Here is an 18,657-nt window from a genome sequence, read left to right as displayed (position 1 = left end):
GTTAAGGGGGGCAGATTTATTCTTTGACGGGAACCATCTTGATCGTCTCACTGCTCTACCTCTCAAAGATTCTGCATAGTCCGGCATTTAGGGAACGCCGAGCAGCCCCAGAATTGCTGCCCCGCTTTCGGCCCTGACTTCACGGTGCGGATCAGCAGTGCACTGCCACATTTCGGACATTGCCGCTCAGCTGTCGGATCGCCACGGCGCTTGAGGTTTTGCACGTGCTCGCGGTGGGTGGCGAGGGTCGGTGCGCGGCGGCCGGTTTGCAGGGTATGCAGCATGGCGTCGACTTCAGCCTCGCTGAATACTGCCTGCTCGAATGACTTGATATAGCGAATAAAGCCGATGCCCTGGGTCACGTTGGCTGGCACTTCGGTTTTGAAGGTGCTGCCGCCGACAAAGGTGATGACCGAGTGCAGGTGCTCGGGGTTAACGCCAAGGGTGGCTTCCAGGGCTTTGAGGTGCTTGTAGTTCTGCCGCAGTGGGTTCTGGAATTTGAAGGTGCGTTTGTAAAGCTTCTGAGTCCACTGCGCCTGATTCTCGCTGCCGAAGATCCAGCCGCTCATGTTCTTCGTTTCCAGCACGAAGATGCCGTAGGGCGAGAGGAAAATGTGGTCGATCTGCGTGGTGCCGTCAGGCGTGTTCAGGGTGACGTTGTGCAGGCGGCGGTAGGTCTGCTTGTCCAGTTGCCAATGGGCAAACAGCCGCACCAGGAGTTCGCCGATATGACCTTTGGCCCAAGGCGATTTGAGCAGGCCGATCAGCAGTGCAGCCGGAATGAACCAAGCCAGCATGCCCCAGACCTGCGCGATGAGGGGAGTGAAGTCCATTTCCTGTCCCTGGGTAATCCTGAGTTAACCGGATAGTACCGAAACCTGGCGTAATGGCACTACACCATTACGGCGCGCCCGATGCGCTGCTTTGTCGCTGCGGGGTCAGCCTTGAACGTTGGCCGAGTGCTGTATCTGGTAACGCGTGCTGCGCCCGCCGCCCGGTAGTCGGGCCAGGCAGCCCTTATCAACAAGGTCGCTCAGATGACGTGTGGCGGTGGCCTTCGAGACCTTGGCCACGGCCTGGTATTGAGCGGCGCTGATGCCGTCTTCAAAACCCCGTTCGCCGCCATCGAGCAGGCGGTTAAGCACTTTGATCTGCTCGGCAGATAAGGCCTGGCTGCGGTGAGCCTGCCAGAAACGCGCCTTGACCAGTACGCGGTCGATACGAGCAAGGGCCTGCTCCAGGCTCTTGAGCAGCGTTGCGAGGAACCATTGCAGCCAGGCGGTGATATCCAGCGTGCCTTTCTGGCTGGCTTCCAGAACGCGGTAATAGCCGGAGCGGTCGTCGAGGATGCTCGCCGACATGGCATAGAAACGTATGGCCTGATGTTCGCCCTGAGCCAGTGCCAGGTCGGTGATGGCGCGGGTAAGGCGACCGTTGCCGTCATCGAAGGGGTGCAGGGTAACGAACCAGAAGTGCGCAATGCCGGCACGTAGAAATGGGTCGAGGCTTGCATCGCTGCGGCTGCTCTCGAACCAGGCGAGGAAGTCGGCCAGTTGTGCTTCCAGCCCGGCGCGGGGTGGAGCCTCGAAATGCACGGTAGGGCGGTCGAGTCGGCCGGAAACTACTTGCATGGGCTCGTCGCCGCGCAGCATGCCGATGCGTAGCGGGTGGGCCAGCAGGTGGTCATCGCTGGGGAACAGCCAGCCATGCCATGTGAACAGCCGCTGCAGATCGAGCGGCTGCTGATAGGCGAGGGTGGTATCGAGCAATAGTTCTGCCAGGCCTTCGGAGCGTGAGGTGGTGCGGCCTTCTTCGTTCAGCCCCAGGCGCCGCGCCAGTGATGAGCGCACGGAGCCGACATTCAGCTGCTCGCCCTCGATGGCTGATGAGGTGACGATGTTCTGCAGCATGGCATCCAGGCTGCTCTGCACTTCGGTGTCACCACCTACAGCGCCCAGCATCCCGAGCAAGCGGCCCTGAGCCTGGCTGCAAGCGCGCAGCAGCGGGGCGAGCGCATCGGCTTGCCAGCGGAAGTGCGGCCAGTTGGGCTGCTGCCAGATCCAGTGAGGGTCATTCATGGGGCTGCTCGTCTGTGAGCCGATTAGTGAGTTTATTCGGCTCATTTGGTGAGCCGATAATGCCGGCTATTCGGCTCACTGTCTAATCCTTAACCAGGCTGTATGGCTTGTGGGGCGCGCTTGGCCAAAGCTGGTGAGCGTAGGAAAGCGGGATGGCGAGCAAGGTTCTGGCAGACGGGCCCGTCAGAGACGCCAGAAACGCAAAAGCCGCGCATCCGCGCGGCTTTTTGCTGAAAGGGTGGTGGGCCCACACGGACTTGAACCGTGGACCAAAGGATTATGAGTCCTCTGCTCTAACCAACTGAGCTATAGGCCCCCAGAAGGCCGGCGGATTATACCGATGCGTTTTCCGGAGCGCCAACCGAGTTCAGTGGAGTGAGGAATCGGTTGGCAAAGGCGTCGGCCGGCAACGGGGGGCTCAGGGCGTAGCCCTGGATCTGGTCGCAGCCTTCGGCTTCGAGGAAGCGTTCCTGGGCCTGGTGTTCCACGCCTTCGGCGATCACGGTGAGGTTCATGCTGCGGCCCAGGGCGATGATGGCGCGGGCGATGGCGGCGTCGTGCGGATCGTCCGGCAGGCCGTGGACGAAGGATTGGTCGATCTTGAGGATGTCCAGCGGGAGCTGCTTGAGGTAGCTCAGGGACGAATAGCCGGTGCCGAAGTCGTCGATGGCGAGCTGTACGCCGAGGTTCTTCAGGTTGTGCAGGATGGAGAGGGCTTCTTCGGTCTGGTGCATGAGGAAGCTTTCGGTGATTTCCAGTTGCAGGCGCGAGGGCTGCAGGTGGTAGCGGGCGAGCAGGTCGTGGATGCGCTCGACGAGGTTGGGCTGGCGCAATTGTGCGCCGGCGAGGTTGACCGAGAGCGGGCCGAAGGCGGCGTGGCTGTCCTGCCAGCGGCTCATCTGCCGGCAGGCTTCGCGCAGGACCCAGTCGCCCAGCGGCAGGATCAGGCCGTTTTCCTCGGCCAGCGGGATGAAGCGGTCCGGAGAAATCGCGCCGAATTGCGGATGTTTCCAGCGGATCAGGGCCTCGGCGCCGACCAGCAGGCCGCTGCCCAGCTCCAGTTTGGGTTGGTAGTAGAGCTGTAGCTGGTCGCTTTCCAGTGCGCGGCGCAGTTCGTGCTCCAGGGCCATGCGTTCGGTGGCCTGGAAGGTGAGTTCGCGGGTGTAGAACTCGACGCGGTTGCGGCCCTGGGCCTTGGCGCGGTACATGGCGGCGTCGGCGTTCTTCACCAGGGTGGCGACGTCGCTGCCATCGCCGGGGTAGAGGCAGATGCCGATGCTGGCGCTGACGAAGAATTCCTGTTCGCCGGCGATGAACGCGGCTTCGAAGCAATGCAGCAGCTTTTTCGCGACGTGCTCGGCGTCCACCGCCTGGTGCAGGCCGGGCAGCAGGATGATGAATTCGTCGCCGCCCTGGCGGGCGACTGTGTCAATGTCGCGCAGTTGGTCGCGCAGGCGATGGGCGATGGATTGCAGCAGCAGGTCGCCGACCGGGTGCCCGAGGCTGTCGTTGATGTGCTTGAAGCGGTCGAGGTCGAGGAAGAGTACGGCGCCCTGGTGGTGGTCTTCCTGGGCCTCCCGGAGCGCGGTGGTCAGGCGGCTTTCGAACAGCAGGCGGTTGGGGAGGCCGGTGAGGGGGTCGTGGTGGGCCTGGTAGTCGAGCTTCGCCTGGGCGTACTTCAGCGTGGAGATGTCGGCGAACACGCCGACGTAGTGCGACAGTTCGCCGTCGGGGTTGTGCACGGCGCTGATGGTCAGCCACTCCGGGTACAACTCATGGTTCTTGCGGCGGTTCCAGATTTCGCCCTGCCAGTGGCCGTCGGCGTTGAGCTGGTGCCAGAGGGCGATGTAGAAGCTGCTGTCGTGCTGGCCGGAGGCGAGCAGGCGGGGTGAGTGGCCGAGCGCTTCGGCTTCGCTGTAGCCGGTGATTTCACTGAAGGCGCGGTTGACGGCGATGATGCGCTGGCTGGCATCGGTGATCATCACGCCTTCGGCTGTGCTTTCGAACACGGTGGCGGCCAGTTGCAGCTTTTCCTGCATCTGCTGGCGTTCGGTGATGTCGCGGGCGATGGTCAACAGGCAGTCGTCGCTGCCAATGGTGATGCGGTGGGCGGAGAGTTCGCACAGGCGCAGGCTGCCGTCGTGGGTGCGAATCTGCACGCTGAAGTCCTGCACGCCGGCGTCCTGGTCGACGAACCTGAGCAGCCGGTCGCGGTCGGCGGGGTTGGCCCAGAGGCCGAGGCTCAGGGTCGTGCTCTGGGCGACTTCGGAGCGGTCGTAGCCGGTGATGCGGGTGAAGCCTTCGTTGACCTCCACCAGCCGCCCGTCGCTGATGCGGGTGATGAGCATGCCGTCGGGGGAGGCATGGAAGGCCTTGGCGAATTTCTCCTCGGAGACGCGCAGCTGCTCCTGGGTCTGCTTGACCTGACTGATATTGCGCACCACCACGACCAATGCCGGGGTGTCGTCGAGGACGATGTGCTGGGCCGAGAGCAGGCCGGTAAAGCGGCTGCCATCCCGGCGGTTGAGGGGAATCTCGATGTTGTCGAGGTTCTCTCCCTGCAGGCGGGCGAGCATCGCCGGCCCCATGCCGGGTTCGCCCCAGATGCCCAGTTCGGTGGAGGTCTTGCCCAGCGCTTCGCCGGCGGAGATGCCGATCTGCTGTTCGAAGGTGCGGTTCACGGCCAGCAGGGTTCCGTCGACGCGCCGGGCGAGGACGATGATGTCCGGGCAGTGGTGGAACACCGAGACGAATTTCTGCTCGGACAGACGCAATGCCTGTTCGGTCTGCTTGGCTTCGGTGATGTCGATCATCAGGCCGCGCAGGATCAGGTCGTCACCGTGCTGGATCAGGGTCACGATGTCGCGAATCCACACCACGCGGCCATCGGCGGCGAGCATGCGGTAGTCGAAGCTGTGGTTGCGCCCCGCCTGGCTTTCGCTCATGCAATAGCTGACGGCTTGCTCGGCGTCGTCCGGATACAGGGTGCGCTGCCAGAAGCCGGGCTCCAGCCAGTCCTTGATCGGGTAGCCGAGCAGGCGCTGGGCGTGGGGGGAGACGTAGGTGAAGCGGTTTTCCGACAGGCGCATTTCCCAGGCGATGGCCGTCAGGCTCTCGACCAGGCCACGGTAGTGCTGCTCGCTGTCGCGCAGGGCCAGTTCGAGCTTTTCCCGTCGCTGCATTTCCCCGCGCAGGCGGCGGTTCATGGTGATCAGCACCAGGACGGTGAAGGCGATCAGCAGGAAGATGGGGAGGCCGATGGAGAGCACTTCCCGCCAGATCGGTCGCTTGTCGAGCAGGCCGCCGACCCACGGCTCCTGCAGGGCCTGGATGTCTTCGGGTCTGAGGTCGGCGACGACCTTGTCGATGATGCCGGCGAGTACGGCCTGGTTTTTCGGGACGGCCATCGCCAATTGGTAGCGATAGGGCGTTTCGCCGCTGATCTGCACGCCTTCGAGCTTGAGCTGGCGCAGGTTCCAGACGCTGGAGGCGAGGTCGCCGACGAAGGCATCGACCTGTCCCGTGGCCAGGGCCTGCAGGCCAGCGGCGATGCTGGGCAAGGGTTGCAGGCTGATATCCGGGTGGTTGCTGGCCAATAGTTCATAGGGCGCGTAATGGGCGACTACGCCGACCTTCAGGCCATAGAGGTCCGTCAGGTTGTGCGGTGACGGGCCGTCCTTGCGCGCGAGGATGATGATCGGGAAATCAAGGTACGGGCGGGTGAAGGTCAGGTATTCCACGCGCTCCGGCGTGGCCATGATGCCGGGAAGGATATTGACCTTTCCGTCACGGGCCCACTTCAGGAGTTCGGTCCAGTTGGCCGGCTCCACCGGTTCCAGCTGGACGTTCAGGCGCTCGCTGATGAGGTTGGCGTAGCTGGCGGCGAGGCCCTGGTAGTGGCCGTCGTGGTCGCGGAATTCGAAGGGCGGCCAGGACGTATCGATGCCCAGGCGCAGACTCGGATGTTCGTGCAGCCAGTGCTGCTCTTCGGGGGTGAGGCTCAGGGCGAGCGCCTGTCCGGCCCAGAATGCGAGGCACCACAGTAGAACTGCCTGCAGACGCGGCATGAAGGGCCTCATTGCTGGGGGGAGATTACGCCGAGTGTAGACGTGGCACTTTGCCCAGTGGAAGGCCCCAAAGAAAAACCCCCGGTTTTCGGCCGGGGGTTCTTCGTCACTCGTCGAGGAAGGAGCGCAGGTGCTCGCTTCGCGACGGGTGGCGCAGCTTGCGCAGCGCCTTGGCTTCGATCTGACGGATACGCTCACGGGTTACATCGAACTGCTTGCCGACTTCCTCGAGGGTGTGGTCGGTATTCATATCGATGCCGAAGCGCATGCGCAGGACCTTGGCTTCGCGAGCGGTGAGGCCGGCGAGGACTTCGCGGGTGGCTTCCTTGAGGCTCTCGCTGGTCGCCACTTCGATCGGCGACTGCATGGTGGAGTCCTCGATGAAGTCGCCCAGGTGCGAATCTTCGTCGTCACCGATCGGCGTTTCCATGGAGATCGGTTCCTTGGCGATCTTCAGGACCTTGCGGATCTTGTCTTCCGGCATGTCCATGCGTTCGCCCAGCTCTTCCGGAGTCGGTTCACGGCCCATCTCCTGCAGCATCTGGCGGGAGATGCGGTTGAGCTTGTTGATGGTCTCGATCATGTGCACCGGAATACGGATGGTGCGGGCCTGGTCGGCGATCGAGCGGGTGATCGCCTGGCGAATCCACCAGGTGGCATAGGTCGAGAACTTGTAGCCGCGACGGTATTCGAACTTGTCCACCGCCTTCATCAGGCCGATGTTGCCTTCCTGGATCAGGTCGAGGAACTGCAGGCCGCGGTTGGTGTACTTCTTGGCGATGGAGATCACCAGACGCAGGTTCGCCTCGACCATTTCCTTCTTGGCGCGGCGGGCTTTCGCCTCGCCGATGGACATGGCGCGGTTGACGTCCTTGATCTCGGCAACGGTCAGCTGCGAGCTGGCTTCCAGGTCGACCAGCTTCTGCTGGTTGCGCAGGATGTCGTCACGCAGGCGCTCGATGGCCTCGGCGTACTTGGGCTTGCCCTTGAGTACGGCGTCGACCCAGGTGGTGTCGGTTTCATGGCCGGGGAACTGGCGCAGGAAGTCGGCACGCGGCATGCGGGCATCACGCACGCACAGCTGCATGATGGCGCGTTCCTGGCGGCGGACGCTGTCCAGCGAATCGCGGACCTTGGCGACCAGCACGTCGAACTGCTTGGGCACGAGCTTGATCGGCATGAACAGTTCGGCCAGGGCGAGCAGTTCCTCGCTGGCCTGCTTGCTGCCGCGGCCGTGCTTCTTCAGGGCCTTCTTGGCCTTGTCCAGCTGCTCGGAAACGGCGCCGAAACGACGGGCGGCTTCTTCCGGGTCCGGACCGCCATCGCCTTCGTCGTCGTCGGAGCTTTCGCCGTCGCCTTCTTCGTCTTCTTCGTCGTCCTTGGCCTTGGCATCGGCGCTGTCGTCCTTGAGGTCGACGGGCTCGACTTCCTCGGCCGGCAGGCTGCCGTCATCGGGGTCGATGTAGCCGCTCAGGATGTCGGACAGGCGGCCGCCTTCGGCGACCACACGGCTGTATTCTTCGAGAATGCCGTCCACCGCGCCCGGGAACTGGGCGATGGCGCTCATCACTTCGCGGATGCCTTCCTCGATGCGCTTGGCGATTTCGATCTCGCCTTCGCGGGTCAGCAGTTCCACGGTACCCATTTCACGCATGTACATGCGCACCGGGTCGGTGGTGCGGCCGACGTCGCTTTCCACCGCAGCCAGGGCGGCAGCGGCTTCTTCGGCGGCGGCTTCGTCGGTATCGGTCTCCGCCAGCAACAGGGCATCCGCATCCGGGGCTGTCTCGAATACGTTGATCCCCATGTCGTTGATCATGCGGATGATGTCTTCCACCTGTTCCGGATCGGAAATATCCTCCGGCAGGTGGTCGTTGACCTCTGCGTAAGTCAGGTAGCCCTGCTCACGACCACGGGTGATCAACTCTTTGAGACGAGATTGCTGTTGCGCTTTTCCGGACATAACACCCTATCCACTGAAGGTCTTGGCGGGCTGAAATTAAGCCGAGGATTATACCAGATTCGAGGCTTCAGGCGCCAGTTCAGCTCTGGGCGCCTGGTGACGAGGGGGAGCTGATGTGCTCTCGCAGCAGGGCTTTCTCATCGTCGGTCAGTTCACTGGGGCTCTTCTGCAACACGCTACGCAGACGCGCTTCGCGGCTGCTGTGCAGTTGATTGTGTGCAAGTGTAGTAATGGTGTCGAAGAACTGCTTTTCAAGATTGTCCTGGCCGATCAACCATTCCTTTTCCGCCAGGACCTGTAGCAGGCGTCCTTGCGGGGTTCCGTGCCAGCGCGCGATCAGGTGCATCGAGCGTTGGCTGGGGTTCTTCTGCAGCGCTTCGACCAGGGCCGCCAGCAGCTGCGAGTAAGTCTGGCCTTCGTTGGCGAAATGGCTGGCATCCTCGACCTTCTGCGCCAGTTGCGGGTGGTGCAGCAGGGTGCGCAGGGCGGTCAGGGTCGGTGATTCGACGCTGATTTCGGTGCGCGGCTGGCGCGGCGTGAAGTCGCCTTTGCGGCCCTTGCCATCCCATTTGCGATCGCCTTTCCAGGGCTTCTTGCCCGGTTTGCCGCCGCCATGGCCGGCGGAGAAGTCCTTCGGCGCTTCGAAATAGTTCGAGGCATCCTGGTAGTGGCTGTCGCCGTGGTCGGCGAACTGGCCCATGTCGTAGTCGGCGTATTCGTGGGCGTGCTGATCCGGGCCGTGCGAGGGCGCAGCGGCGGAATGGCCGGCATGACCGGAATGTCCGGAGCGTGGTGCGCTGATCTGATTGAGCGCGTCGCTCGACAGACCGGTGATCTCGCCCAGGCGCTGGCGCATCAGCAGGCGCAGGGTGTTGCCCGGGATCTTCTCCAGCAGCGGGCCGGCCAGGGTTGCAAGGTGCGCCTTGCCCTCCAGTGTGCTGGGATCGGCTTCCTGGGTTAATTGCTGGAAGAAGTAGTCCGCCAGCGGTTGCGCCTGGTGGGCGAGGCGGGCGCGGAATGCGTCCGGGCCTTCGGCGCGGACCAGGCTGTCCGGGTCTTCACCTTCGGGCAGAAACAGGAAGCGCACCTTGCGCCCGTCCTGCAGGTTGCTCAGCGCCGATTCCAGTGCGCGCCAGGCCGCATTACGACCCGCCTGGTCGCCGTCGAAGCAGAACAGGATGTTCGGCACGATGCGGAACAGGCGCTTGATGTGTTCTTCGCTGGTGGCGGTGCCCAGGGTGGCCACCGCGTTGCGGATGCCCTGTTGCGCCAGGGCGATGACGTCCATGTAGCCTTCGACCACCATGATCTCGTCGAGATCCCGGTTGTTCTTCCGCGCCTCGTACAGGCCATAGAGCTCCTGGCCTTTATGGAAGACCGGGGTTTCCGGCGAGTTCAGGTATTTCGGCTTGTCGTCGCCCAGTACCCGGCCGCCGAAGGCGATTACCCGGCCGCGGCTGTCGCGGATGGGGAAGATCACCCGGTCGCGGAAGCGGTCGTAGCGCTTGCCGCTGTCTGGGTTTTCCACCAGCAGGCCTGCGTCGAGCATGGCCTTGAGCTGCAGGCTGTCGCCGCCCAGGTTCTTCAGCAGGTTGTCCCAGCCCGGCGGTGCGAAGCCCAGGCCGAAGTCGCGGGCGATCTCGCCGGTCAGGCCGCGGCCCTTGAGGTATTCCACCGCGGCCTTGCGCGCCGGGTGGCTTTTCAGCGCCTGGCGGTAGAAATCGGCAGCGGCGGAAAGCAGCGGGTAGAGCGGCGAGTCGACCGGTTGGCGGGGCTTGTTGCCGCGCCGGCCTTCCTCGCGGGGGACGTCCATGCCAGCGCGCTTGGCCAGGTCCTCGACGGCCTGGACGAAGTCCAGCTGGTCGTGGTCCATGATGAAGCCGAGCGCGTTGCCGCCGGCGCCGCAGCCGAAGCAGTAGTAGAACTGCTTGTCGGAGCTGACGGTGAAGGAGGGGGTCTTCTCCTTGTGGAACGGGCAGCAGGCGCTGTAGTTCTTGCCGGTCTTCTTCAGCTGGATGCGCGAACTCACCACATCGAGAATGTCGGTGCGGTTGAGCAGGTCATCGATGAAGGATTGTGGAATCAGGCCGGCCATAGACTCATCGGGACGCAGGGTGGACCCAAGCATAGCCGCGGGCGGCTAGTCGTGGGCTTGCAAAATAAGCATGGGCTGGAAAAGCAAAAAACTCCGAAGTTCGCGAACGCGAATCGGAGTATTTGTGCCTTGTTTCAGGCACTCGCCCGGCGAGTGGGCCGGGCGATGCGGAAAGCGTGCGACGAAGCGCTGTAACTCAGTACAGGCGCTCGCGGCGGCGCTGCTCGCGCTGCACTTTCTTGGCGTGACGCTTAACAGCGGCAGCGGCCTTGCGCTTACGCTCGGCGGTCGGCTTTTCGTAGAACTCGCGGCTACGGACTTCGGCCAGTACGCCTGCTTTTTCGCAGGAGCGCTTGAAACGACGCAGGGCTACGTCGAAGGGTTCGTTCTCTTTAACTTTGACGGCGGGCATCCAGGTCGTACCTTCAATGATTACCGGGGGTTTATCGCGCTCCTGACAGTTGGTTCGGGAGTCGGCGGTTTTCAAGGGTTGCGGATATTAAACGTTCGGGCGAAGGAATGCAAAGCCTCCGATCGAAAAGCGCTGGTCCGAAGCCAAGCCGCCGATTATGATGCGCGGCTTCAAATTTGCCCAGAATAAAGGCTCGAACCCATGCTAGTGCTGGGGTTGGAAACCTCCTGCGACGAGACCGGCGTCGCACTTTACGACAGCGAAAAGGGTCTTCTGGCCGACGCGCTGTTCAGCCAGATCGACCTGCACCGCCTGTACGGCGGCGTGGTCCCCGAGCTGGCCTCCCGTGACCACGTCAAGCGCATGCTGCCGCTGATCCGCCAGGTGCTGGACGAGTCCGGCTGCACGGCCGAGAACATCGACGCCATTGCCTACACCGCCGGCCCCGGCCTGGTGGGCGCGCTGCTGGTCGGCGCATCCTGCGCACAGGCCATGGCGTTCGCCTGGGGTGTGCCGGCCGTCGGCGTGCACCATATGGAAGGCCACTTGCTGGCGCCGATGCTGGAAGAGCAGCCGCCGCAGTTTCCGTTCGTCGCCTTGTTGGTCTCCGGTGGCCATACCCAACTGGTGCGCGTGGATGGCATCGGCCGTTACCAGGTTCTCGGTGAGTCCGTGGACGACGCTGCCGGCGAGGCCTTCGACAAGACCGCCAAACTGCTCGGTCTTGCCTATCCCGGTGGCCCCGAGATCGCACGCCTGGCCGCGAGCGGCACCGCTGGTCGCTTTGTCTTCCCTCGGCCGATGACCGACCGTCCCGGCCTCGATTTCAGCTTCAGCGGCCTCAAGACCTTCGCCCTGAACACCTGGCAGCGTTGCGTCGAAGCCGGTGACGACAGCGAGCAGACCCGCTGCGATATCGCCCTGGCGTTCCAGACGGCGGTGGTGGAGACCCTGACCATCAAGTGCCGCCGCGCGCTCAAGCAGACGCACCTGAAAAGCCTGGTGATCGCCGGTGGTGTGAGTGCCAACCAGGCGCTGCGCCAGCATCTGGAAAAGATGCTCGGTGAGATGAAGGGCCAGGTGTTCTACGCCCGTCCGCGCTTCTGCACCGATAACGGCGCGATGATCGCCTATGCTGGCTGCCAGCGGTTGCTGGCCGGGCAGAAGGATGGTCCGTCGATCGGCGTGCAGGCGCGCTGGCCAATGGAGTCGCTGCCGGCGATCTGAATAATGACGCTGCAAACGACGCGGCACATGCTCTGAGCGGCATGGGCCGTTTTTTCGCTTGCAGCGCGGTTTGCCGGACAGGAAGCTGGTGGATCAGAAGTGCCGTTCGCGTCCGGCGATGAGATCGCGCAGGTTGCTGCGGTGACGCCAGACGATCAGGCCGGTGAGCACGGTCATCGGCAGCAACGCCGACGGCTCCTGCCAGGCCAGCAGCGGCAGGGTCAGCGGGGTCGCGACCAGGGATGCGAGCGAGCTGGTGCGTGAGAGCTTGAAGGTGACCAGCCAGGCCGCTGCAGCGAGGAGCGCGGCGGGCGGGTAGAGCGCCAGCAGCATGCCGGCGGCGGTGGCGACGCCCTTACCGCCACGGAAATTGAAGTACAGCGGGTAGAGGTGGCCGATTACCGCCGCCAGGCCGACCCAGGCCTGCTCCATGTCGGTCAGGCCGATCAGGCGGGCGACGAGGACGGAAATCAGCCCCTTGGCGAGGTCGCCGAGCAGGGTGAGGATGGCGATCTTCTTGCCGGCCAGGCGCAGCATGTTGGTGGCGCCGGGGTTGCCCGAGCCGCTGGCGCGCGGGTCGGCGGTGCCGAACAGGCGACTGAGGAGTACCGCGAAGGACAGTGATCCGAGCAGGTAGGCGAGGATCGCCAAGAACCAGAACATGGTTTCCACCGGAGACGAGGTCGTTTCCGATTCTAACGGGGCGCCGGCCGCTTGTCGTGTCGCCTTGGAGCATGCAGTCAGTGGACAGAGTTTTCATCGAGGGGCTGGAAGTGGACACCGTGATCGGCGTCTACGACTGGGAACGGGGTATCCGGCAGTGCCTGCGCCTGGACCTGACGCTGGGTTGGGACAACCGCCCGGCAGCGGCCGACGACGACATCGCCAAGGCCCTGGACTACGCCGTGCTCTCCGAGCGCGTGATGGCGTTCGCCCGTGACGCGCATTTCCAGCTGGTGGAAACCTTTGCCGAGCGCCTGGCCGCGCTGCTGATGACGGAGTTCGGCATTCAGTGGCTGCGCCTCAAGGTCACCAAGCCCGGCGCCGTTGCGGCGGCTATCGGCGTGGGTGTGGAGATCGAACGCGGATGCCGCTGACGACGGTCTACCTGGGGCTGGGCAGCAACTTCGAGCGCGAGCGCCATCTGCTTGCCGGACTCGAGGCGCTGGACGGCTTCCTCGAGGATATCCACTGCTCGCCGGTATTCGAGAGCGAGCCGGTGGGGATTCGCAGCGGCCCCTTCTACAACTTCGTGATCGTGGCGCGTACCGACCTGCCGCTGGCAGAGCTGAGCCTGCGCCTGAAGCACATCGAGGCGGACAACGGCCGCTATGCGCCGGAGCGCAAGGGGCTGCCCTTGGATATCGATGTGCTGCTGTATGGCGACCTGCACGGCGAGTTCGACGGCCTGACACTGCCGCGTGCCGAGGTGTTGAAGAATGCCTTCGTGCTCTGGCCGCTGTCGCTGCTGGCGCCGCAGCTGAAGCATCCGGGTGTGCAGCGCAGCTTTGCCGAGCTGTGGGCCGAGGCGCGGATCGACCAGCGGCTCTGGCCAGTGCCCTTCCAATGGCGCGGTACGGAGCTGACGCCGGCGACGCTGCTCCAGGCGCATCCGGCGGCTTGATCTTGCTGCGGTGTCCTGTTGGGCAACGAGTCGTAGGAGCGGACTTCGTCCGCGATCCGCACGGCACGTGGGTTCATCGCGGACGGAGTCCGCTCCTACAAGAGCCTGGCTTCCCGTGAATCGGCGTATAACCGCGAACGGTTATACGCCCTACGGTTAGCCGGCGTAGTTTTCCTTGTAGGCCTTCAGAGCTGTCAGGCGCTCGCGCTTGAGGGCTTCGCCCAGTTCGGCGCCCTTGTATCCTTTCTCCAATAGCGGCTGCACCGCGACTTCGCGGGCGGCCTGTGCCGCGCCGCGCAGGTAGTTCGCCTGCGGGTATTCCCGCTCTTCCAGCCCATGGCGGCCACGGGCGTCCATCTCGCTGGCGGCGAGGAACTCCTCGAAGCGCTGTGGGCGGCGGTAGATGTCGAAGGACTGCAGCAGCTCCAGAATCGTGTTCGGCCGCAGCTCCAGCGCGCGGTGGCAATGGGTGTGGTACTCGCCGACCAGTCGCGCCAGTTCCTGGCAGTCACGCGGGACCTTGAAGCGCGCGTTGATCGCATCGATCAGCGGCAGGCCGAGGTGTTCATGGGCGTGGTGTTTCGGCCAGTCTGCCTCGCGCGTCCTGCCCTTGCCCAGGTCATGCACCAGGCAGGCCCAGCGTACGCTCAGCGGCTGGTCTCGCCTGGCGCACTCGCGCAGCACGGCCAGCACGTGCTCGCCGGTGTCCACTTCCGGATGGTGTTCTGGCGGCTGCGGTACGCCGAACAACGCGTCGACTTCCGGCATCAGCACGGCCAGCGCGCCGCAGTCGCGCAGGACCTGGATGAACACGTCAGGGCGCGGTTCCATCAGGGCGCGGGAGATTTCCTTCCAGCTGCGTTCGGCGGTCAGGGCTTCCAGTTCGCCGGATTCGGACAGTTCGCGCATCAACTCCAGGGTTTCCGGCGCCACGGAGAAGCCCTGCGGGGCGTAGCGGGCGGCGAAGCGGGCGACGCGCAGCACGCGCAGCGGGTCTTCGGCGAAGGCGGGGGAGACGTGACGCAGCAGTCGTGCCTGGAGGTCCTGCTGGCCGCCGTAGGGGTCGACCACCGTGCCCTGATCGTCCTCGGCCATGGCGTTGATGGTGAGGTCGCGGCGGATCAGGTCTTCTTCCAGGGTGACGTCGGGGCTGGCGTAGAAGGTGAAGCCGCCGTAGCCGCGCCCGCTTTTCCGTTCGGTGCGGGCCAGGGCGTATTCCTCGCCGGTTTTCGGGTGGAGGAAGACCGGGAAATCGGCGCCGACCGGGCGGTAGCCCTGGGCGAGCATGTCGTCGGCGCTGGCGCCGACCACGACCCAGTCGGTGTCGCTGAAGGGGATGCCGAGCAGGCGATCGCGCACGGCGCCGCCCACCTTGTAGATCTGCATGAAGCTGTCTCCTGTTCTGGGGGATAGCTTCGGGGTTTGTGGCGGGTGGGGCAAGCGTGGCGGGCTTTCGTAGGAGCGGACTCCGTTCGCGAAGAACTCCGCTGCGAGGATTATCGCGGACGGAGTCCGCTCTACGTTGTTTTCTGGCTCCCCGCGTTCGCGGGGATGACGTGTGCTGGGGACGATGCACGACACCGTCTCTCCCGCGAACGCGGGACAGCGCTTGCGCTGAACGCACTTCAGTGCGGCCCGAAGGGTAAGCGCAGCGAATAGCCCAAAAGACAGTTGCTCATACGGCGGCGGGCGTAATGCATGGCGCTATGGCGTGGCGGTGGGGATCTGTTTCAGCAGCGCGTCGATGGCGTCCTGCAGCAGGGCGGCGCTCGCGTGCGCGGGGCTCAGGCCGGTGCTGACGGTACCCTCCCAGAGCACCTGTTCCTGCATGTCGGTCAGCCGCAGGCGCAGAGTTCCGGTTTCGTCACGCAGGCGGTGGATGGCGAGGTAGGGGCCGAGCGGGTCGGGCGGCGGCACGTCGACCTTGAACTCCAACGGCGCGTCCTGCAATGCCAGCCAGTAGTAGACGCGGATCTGCGGCGTGGCGCTTTCCCGGTAGCCGCGCTCGACCAGGCCTTGGCGCACCTGGGCGTTGATCGGTGGGTAGCGGTTACGGTAGGGCAGGGCATCGACGGCGTTCTCCGGCGGTATCAGCTGGAAGTCGTGCAGGCCGGACAGCCGTGCGTCGGCGGTATGGGAAACCTGGGCGCGCGGCATCGGGTTGGTGCAGGTGGCGACGGCGAGGCAGAGCAGCAGGATGGCGAACAGGCGCATGGCGATCTCCACGGGGAGTCTCGCCATGCTGGAAGCCGTCCGATGCACCGGTCAACCGATCAAATGGGTGGGATGATCAGGTCAAGACGCGGGTATCCCTCCTCGCTGTCGCGTTCACCCTTTGGGGGCATGTGGAAGGTGTTGACCAGGTTCTCGCCCTGCAGGGTTTCCAGGTGGATGTCGAAGCCCCACAGGCGGTGCAGGTGCTTGAGTACGTCGTCGGTGGAGTCGCCCAGCGGTTTGCGGTCGTGCTGCTGGTGGCGCAGGGTCAGCGAGCGGTCGCCGCGGCGGTCCACATCCCAGATCTGGATGTTCGGCTCGCGATTGCCGAGGTTGTACTGCGCAGCCAGGGTTTCGCGGATCTTGCGGTAGCCGTCGTCGTCGTGGATGGCGTCGACCAGCAGGTCGTCCTTCTGGTCGTCGTCGAGGATACTGAACAGCTTGAACTCGCGGATCACCTTGGGCGAAAGGAACTGCAGGACGAAGCTCTCGTCCTTGAAGCTCTTCATGGCGAACTTCAGGGTGGCCAGCCAGTCGCTGCCGGCGATGTCCGGGAACCAGCGCTTGTCCTCCTCTGTAGGGTTCTCGCAGATGCGGCGGATGTCGCGGTACATGGCGAAGCCCAGCGCATAGGGGTTGATGCCGCTGTAGTAAGGGCTGTCGAAGCCGGGCTGGTAGACCACGCTGGTGTGGTACTGGAGGAACTCCATCATGAAGCCGTCGCTGACCAGGCCCTCGTCGTAGAGGTCGTTGATCAGGGTGTAGTGCCAGAAGGTCGCCCAGCCTTCGTTCATCACCTGGGTCTGGCGCTGCGGGTAGAAGTACTGCGCCACCTTGCGCACGATGCGCACCACTTCGCGCTGCCAGGGTTCGAGCAGCGGCGCGTTCTTCTCGATGAAGTAGAGGATGTTCTCCTGCGGCTCGCTGGGGTAGCGGGCCAGGGCCTGCTCCTTGTCCTTGCCGCCGGCCTTGGGAATGGTCCGCCAGAGGTCGTTGACCTGGCGCTGGATCTGCTCCTCGCGCTCCTTCTGGCGCTGCCGCTCTTCCTCTGCGGAGATCGGGTAGGGCCGCTTGTAGCGGTCGACGCCGTAGTTCATCAGGGCGTGGCAGGAGTCCAGCAGGTCCTCCACGGCGTCGATGCCGTAACGCTCCTCGCACTTGTTGATGTAGGACTTGGCGAACACCAGGTAATCGATGATCGAGGTGGCGTCGGTCCAGGTGCGGAACAGGTAGTTGCCCTTGAAGAAGCTGTTGTGCCCGTAGCAGGCGTGGGCGATCACCAGCGCCTGCATGCATTGGGTGTTCTCTTCCATCAGGTAGGCGATGCACGGATCGGAGTTGATCACGATCTCGTAGGCCAGACCCATCTGGCCGCGCTTGTAGTTCTTTTCCGTGCTGAGGAAGTGCTTGCCATAGGACCAGTGGTTGTAACCGATGGGCATGCCGACGGAGGCGTAGGCGTCCATCATCTGCTCGGCGGTGATCACCTCGATCTGGTTGGGGTAGGTGTCCAGCGCATAGCGTTCGGCGAGCCGACTGATCTCGCGGTCGTACTGCTGGATCAGCTCGAAGGTCCACTCCGAGCCGGTGGCGATCGGCTGACGCTTGCTCATGCGACGAGCCTCCTCTGGAACAGCTCGCGGAACACCGGATAGATGTCCGAGGAGGAGACGATCTGCTGCTGGGCGAAGCTGTCTTCGAAGCTCTCGCGGATCTTCTCGTACTCGAACCACAGCGCCTGGTGCTCGCGCGGGGTGATCTCGACGTAGGTGTAGTACTGCACGAACGGCATGATCTGTTTCATCAGGATATCGCGGCAGACCGGCGAGTCGTCGTTCCAGTTGTCGCCATCCGAAGCCTGGGCGGCGTAGATGTTCCACTCGTTGGTGGGGTAGCGCTCGGCCATCACTTCCTGCATCAGCTTGAGCGCGCTGGAGACGATGGTGCCGCCGGTCTCGCGGGAGTAGAAGAACTCTTCCTCATCCACTTCGCGGGCGCTGGTGTGGTGGCGGATGAACACCACTTCGATCTTCTCGTAGTTCCGCTTGAGGAACAGGTAGAGCAGGATGAAGAAGCGCTTGGCGATGTCCTTGGTGGCCTGGGTCATCGAGCCGGAGACGTCCATCAGGCAGAACATCACGGCCTTGGAAGTCGGGTTGGGCTGCTTGATCAGCAGGTTGTACTTGAGGTCGAAGGTGTCGAGGAACGGCACCCGGTCGATGCGCGCGCGCATGGCGGCGATCTTCTGCTCCAGGTCCTGGATGTCGCCCAGGTTGTCCGGTTCCTCGCGTTTCAGGCGGTCCAGTTCGGCCAGCGCCGCGCGCAGCTTGCTGCGGGTCGAGCCGGACAGGGCGATGCGCCGTGCGTGGGCCGAACGCAGGGTGCGCACGATGTTGATGCGTGACGGGTTGCCTTCGTTGCTGATGCCGGCGCGCACGGTCTTGAAGGTGTCGCTGCCGGTGAGATGGCGCTTGACCAGGTTGGGCAGCTCCAGGTCCTCGAACATGAAGTCGAGGAATTCCTCCTGGGTGATCTGGAAGACGAAGTCGTCTATCCCGTCGCCCTGGTTGCTGGCCTTGCCGCCACCGCGGCCGCCACCGCCGCCCTGGGGCCGTGGGATGTGTTCGCCGGAGGTGAACTCCTTGTTGCCGGGGTGGACGACGGTCTGCCGGCCACCGCGGCCATGGTGCAGCACCGGCTCGTCGATATCGCGGCCGGGAATGCTGATCTGTTCGCCATGTTCCATGTCGGTGATGGAACGACGGCTGACCGCCTCTTCCACCGCCTTCTTGATGTGCTCACGGTAACGCCGCAGGAAGCGCTGGCGGTTCACCGTGCTCTTGTTCTTGCCGTTCAGACGCCGGTCGATGACGTAGCTCATGAATGCTCCTCAGGGCCTGCTGCGCGGCGGCGTGGAGCCGCCCCGGAGCAGGTCCGAATGCGACGGCGACCGGCGCGACGGAAACCGCCGCGCCGA

Annotated in this window: 14 protein-coding genes and 1 tRNA gene; 3 read left to right on the top strand and 12 right to left on the bottom strand. The window is 64.1% G+C overall.

Translation table 11 applies throughout. The annotated features are described in order from the left end of the window. Positions 1–62: 62 nt before the first annotated feature. From J5M67_RS22690 to rpsU, 7 genes are all read right to left on the bottom strand, one after another. Positions 63–833 carry a nuclease-related domain-containing protein gene (locus J5M67_RS22690; protein ID WP_207887567.1) on the bottom strand — a complete coding sequence of 257 codons (771 nt, stop codon included), beginning with the start codon at positions 831–833 and terminating at the stop codon, positions 63–65. A gap of 105 nt (positions 834–938) precedes the next feature. Then, the gene (locus J5M67_RS22685) at positions 939–2,078 is read right to left on the bottom strand and encodes a Fic family protein (protein WP_207887566.1); all 1,140 of its coding nucleotides are present in this window, start codon (positions 2,076–2,078) and stop codon (positions 939–941) included. Between the two features lie 239 nt (positions 2,079–2,317). Further along, positions 2,318–2,394: transfer RNA gene (locus J5M67_RS22680), tRNA-Ile, on the bottom strand. Positions 2,395–2,410: 16 nt separating this feature from the next. Then, positions 2,411–6,145 carry a bifunctional diguanylate cyclase/phosphodiesterase gene (locus J5M67_RS22675; protein WP_207887565.1) on the bottom strand — a complete coding sequence of 1,245 codons (3,735 nt, stop codon included), beginning with the start codon at positions 6,143–6,145 and terminating at the stop codon, positions 2,411–2,413. Between the two features lie 106 nt (positions 6,146–6,251). Then, complete coding sequence (rpoD, locus tag J5M67_RS22670; protein ID WP_207887564.1) at positions 6,252–8,108, bottom strand: RNA polymerase sigma factor RpoD; 1,857 nt, start codon at positions 8,106–8,108, stop codon at positions 6,252–6,254. 79 nt (positions 8,109–8,187) lie between these two features. Continuing rightward, on the bottom strand, positions 8,188–10,203 hold the full coding sequence (gene dnaG / locus J5M67_RS22665) for a DNA primase (protein ID WP_207887563.1): 2,016 nt from the start codon (positions 10,201–10,203) through the stop codon (positions 8,188–8,190). Between the two features lie 196 nt (positions 10,204–10,399). After that, positions 10,400–10,615, bottom strand: a complete 216-nt coding sequence (gene rpsU, locus J5M67_RS22660; RefSeq protein ID WP_003085057.1) for a 30S ribosomal protein S21 — start codon at positions 10,613–10,615, stop codon at positions 10,400–10,402. A 201-nt stretch (positions 10,616–10,816) separates the two neighbouring features. On the opposite strand from rpsU, the gene tsaD reads away from it, so the two are divergent. Then, positions 10,817–11,842: a tRNA (adenosine(37)-N6)-threonylcarbamoyltransferase complex transferase subunit TsaD gene (gene tsaD, locus J5M67_RS22655; protein ID WP_207887562.1), complete on the top strand. Its 1,026-nt coding sequence runs from the start codon at positions 10,817–10,819 to the stop codon at positions 11,840–11,842. Between the two features lie 93 nt (positions 11,843–11,935). Here the strand turns inward: tsaD and plsY are convergent, their stop codons facing one another. Continuing rightward, complete coding sequence (plsY, locus tag J5M67_RS22650; RefSeq protein WP_207887561.1) at positions 11,936–12,505, bottom strand: glycerol-3-phosphate 1-O-acyltransferase PlsY; 570 nt, start codon at positions 12,503–12,505, stop codon at positions 11,936–11,938. 80 nt (positions 12,506–12,585) lie between these two features. Here plsY and folB point away from each other — a divergent pair, with 80 nt between their 5' ends. Together folB and folK are read left to right on the top strand one after the other, a co-directional pair. Continuing rightward, entirely contained in the window at positions 12,586–12,939 is a 354-nt protein-coding gene (folB, locus tag J5M67_RS22645; RefSeq protein ID WP_207887560.1) for a dihydroneopterin aldolase, read from the top strand. After that, positions 12,930–13,466: a 2-amino-4-hydroxy-6-hydroxymethyldihydropteridine diphosphokinase gene (gene folK / locus J5M67_RS22640; protein WP_207887559.1), complete on the top strand. Its 537-nt coding sequence runs from the start codon at positions 12,930–12,932 to the stop codon at positions 13,464–13,466. The genes folB and folK overlap by 10 nt, the downstream gene beginning before the upstream one ends. A gap of 156 nt (positions 13,467–13,622) precedes the next feature. Here the strand turns inward: folK and J5M67_RS22635 are convergent, their stop codons facing one another. The 4 genes from J5M67_RS22635 to J5M67_RS22620 all read right to left on the bottom strand — a co-directional run bounded on the left by J5M67_RS22635 (position 13,623) and on the right by J5M67_RS22620 (position 18,561). Next, positions 13,623–14,852, bottom strand: coding sequence for a multifunctional CCA addition/repair protein (locus J5M67_RS22635; protein ID WP_207887558.1), 1,230 nt, complete (start codon positions 14,850–14,852; stop codon positions 13,623–13,625). Positions 14,853–15,170: 318 nt separating this feature from the next. Beyond that, positions 15,171–15,680 carry a DUF4136 domain-containing protein gene (locus J5M67_RS22630; protein WP_207887585.1) on the bottom strand — a complete coding sequence of 170 codons (510 nt, stop codon included), beginning with the start codon at positions 15,678–15,680 and terminating at the stop codon, positions 15,171–15,173. 59 nt (positions 15,681–15,739) lie between these two features. Beyond that, positions 15,740–17,293: a SpoVR family protein gene (locus J5M67_RS22625; RefSeq protein WP_207887557.1), complete on the bottom strand. Its 1,554-nt coding sequence runs from the start codon at positions 17,291–17,293 to the stop codon at positions 15,740–15,742. Next, entirely contained in the window at positions 17,290–18,561 is a 1,272-nt protein-coding gene (locus tag J5M67_RS22620) for a YeaH/YhbH family protein (RefSeq protein WP_207887556.1), read from the bottom strand. Before J5M67_RS22620 ends, J5M67_RS22625 begins: the two co-directional genes overlap by 4 nt. Between the last annotated feature and the right edge of the window lie 96 nt (positions 18,562–18,657).

Origin of the sequence: Pseudomonas sp. 30_B, assembly GCF_017491605.1 — a bacterium.
GTDB lineage: Bacteria > Pseudomonadota > Gammaproteobacteria > Pseudomonadales > Pseudomonadaceae > Pseudomonas.
Note: the sequence above shows the minus strand (reverse complement) of the source record. Positions and strands in the feature narration are given on the sequence as shown.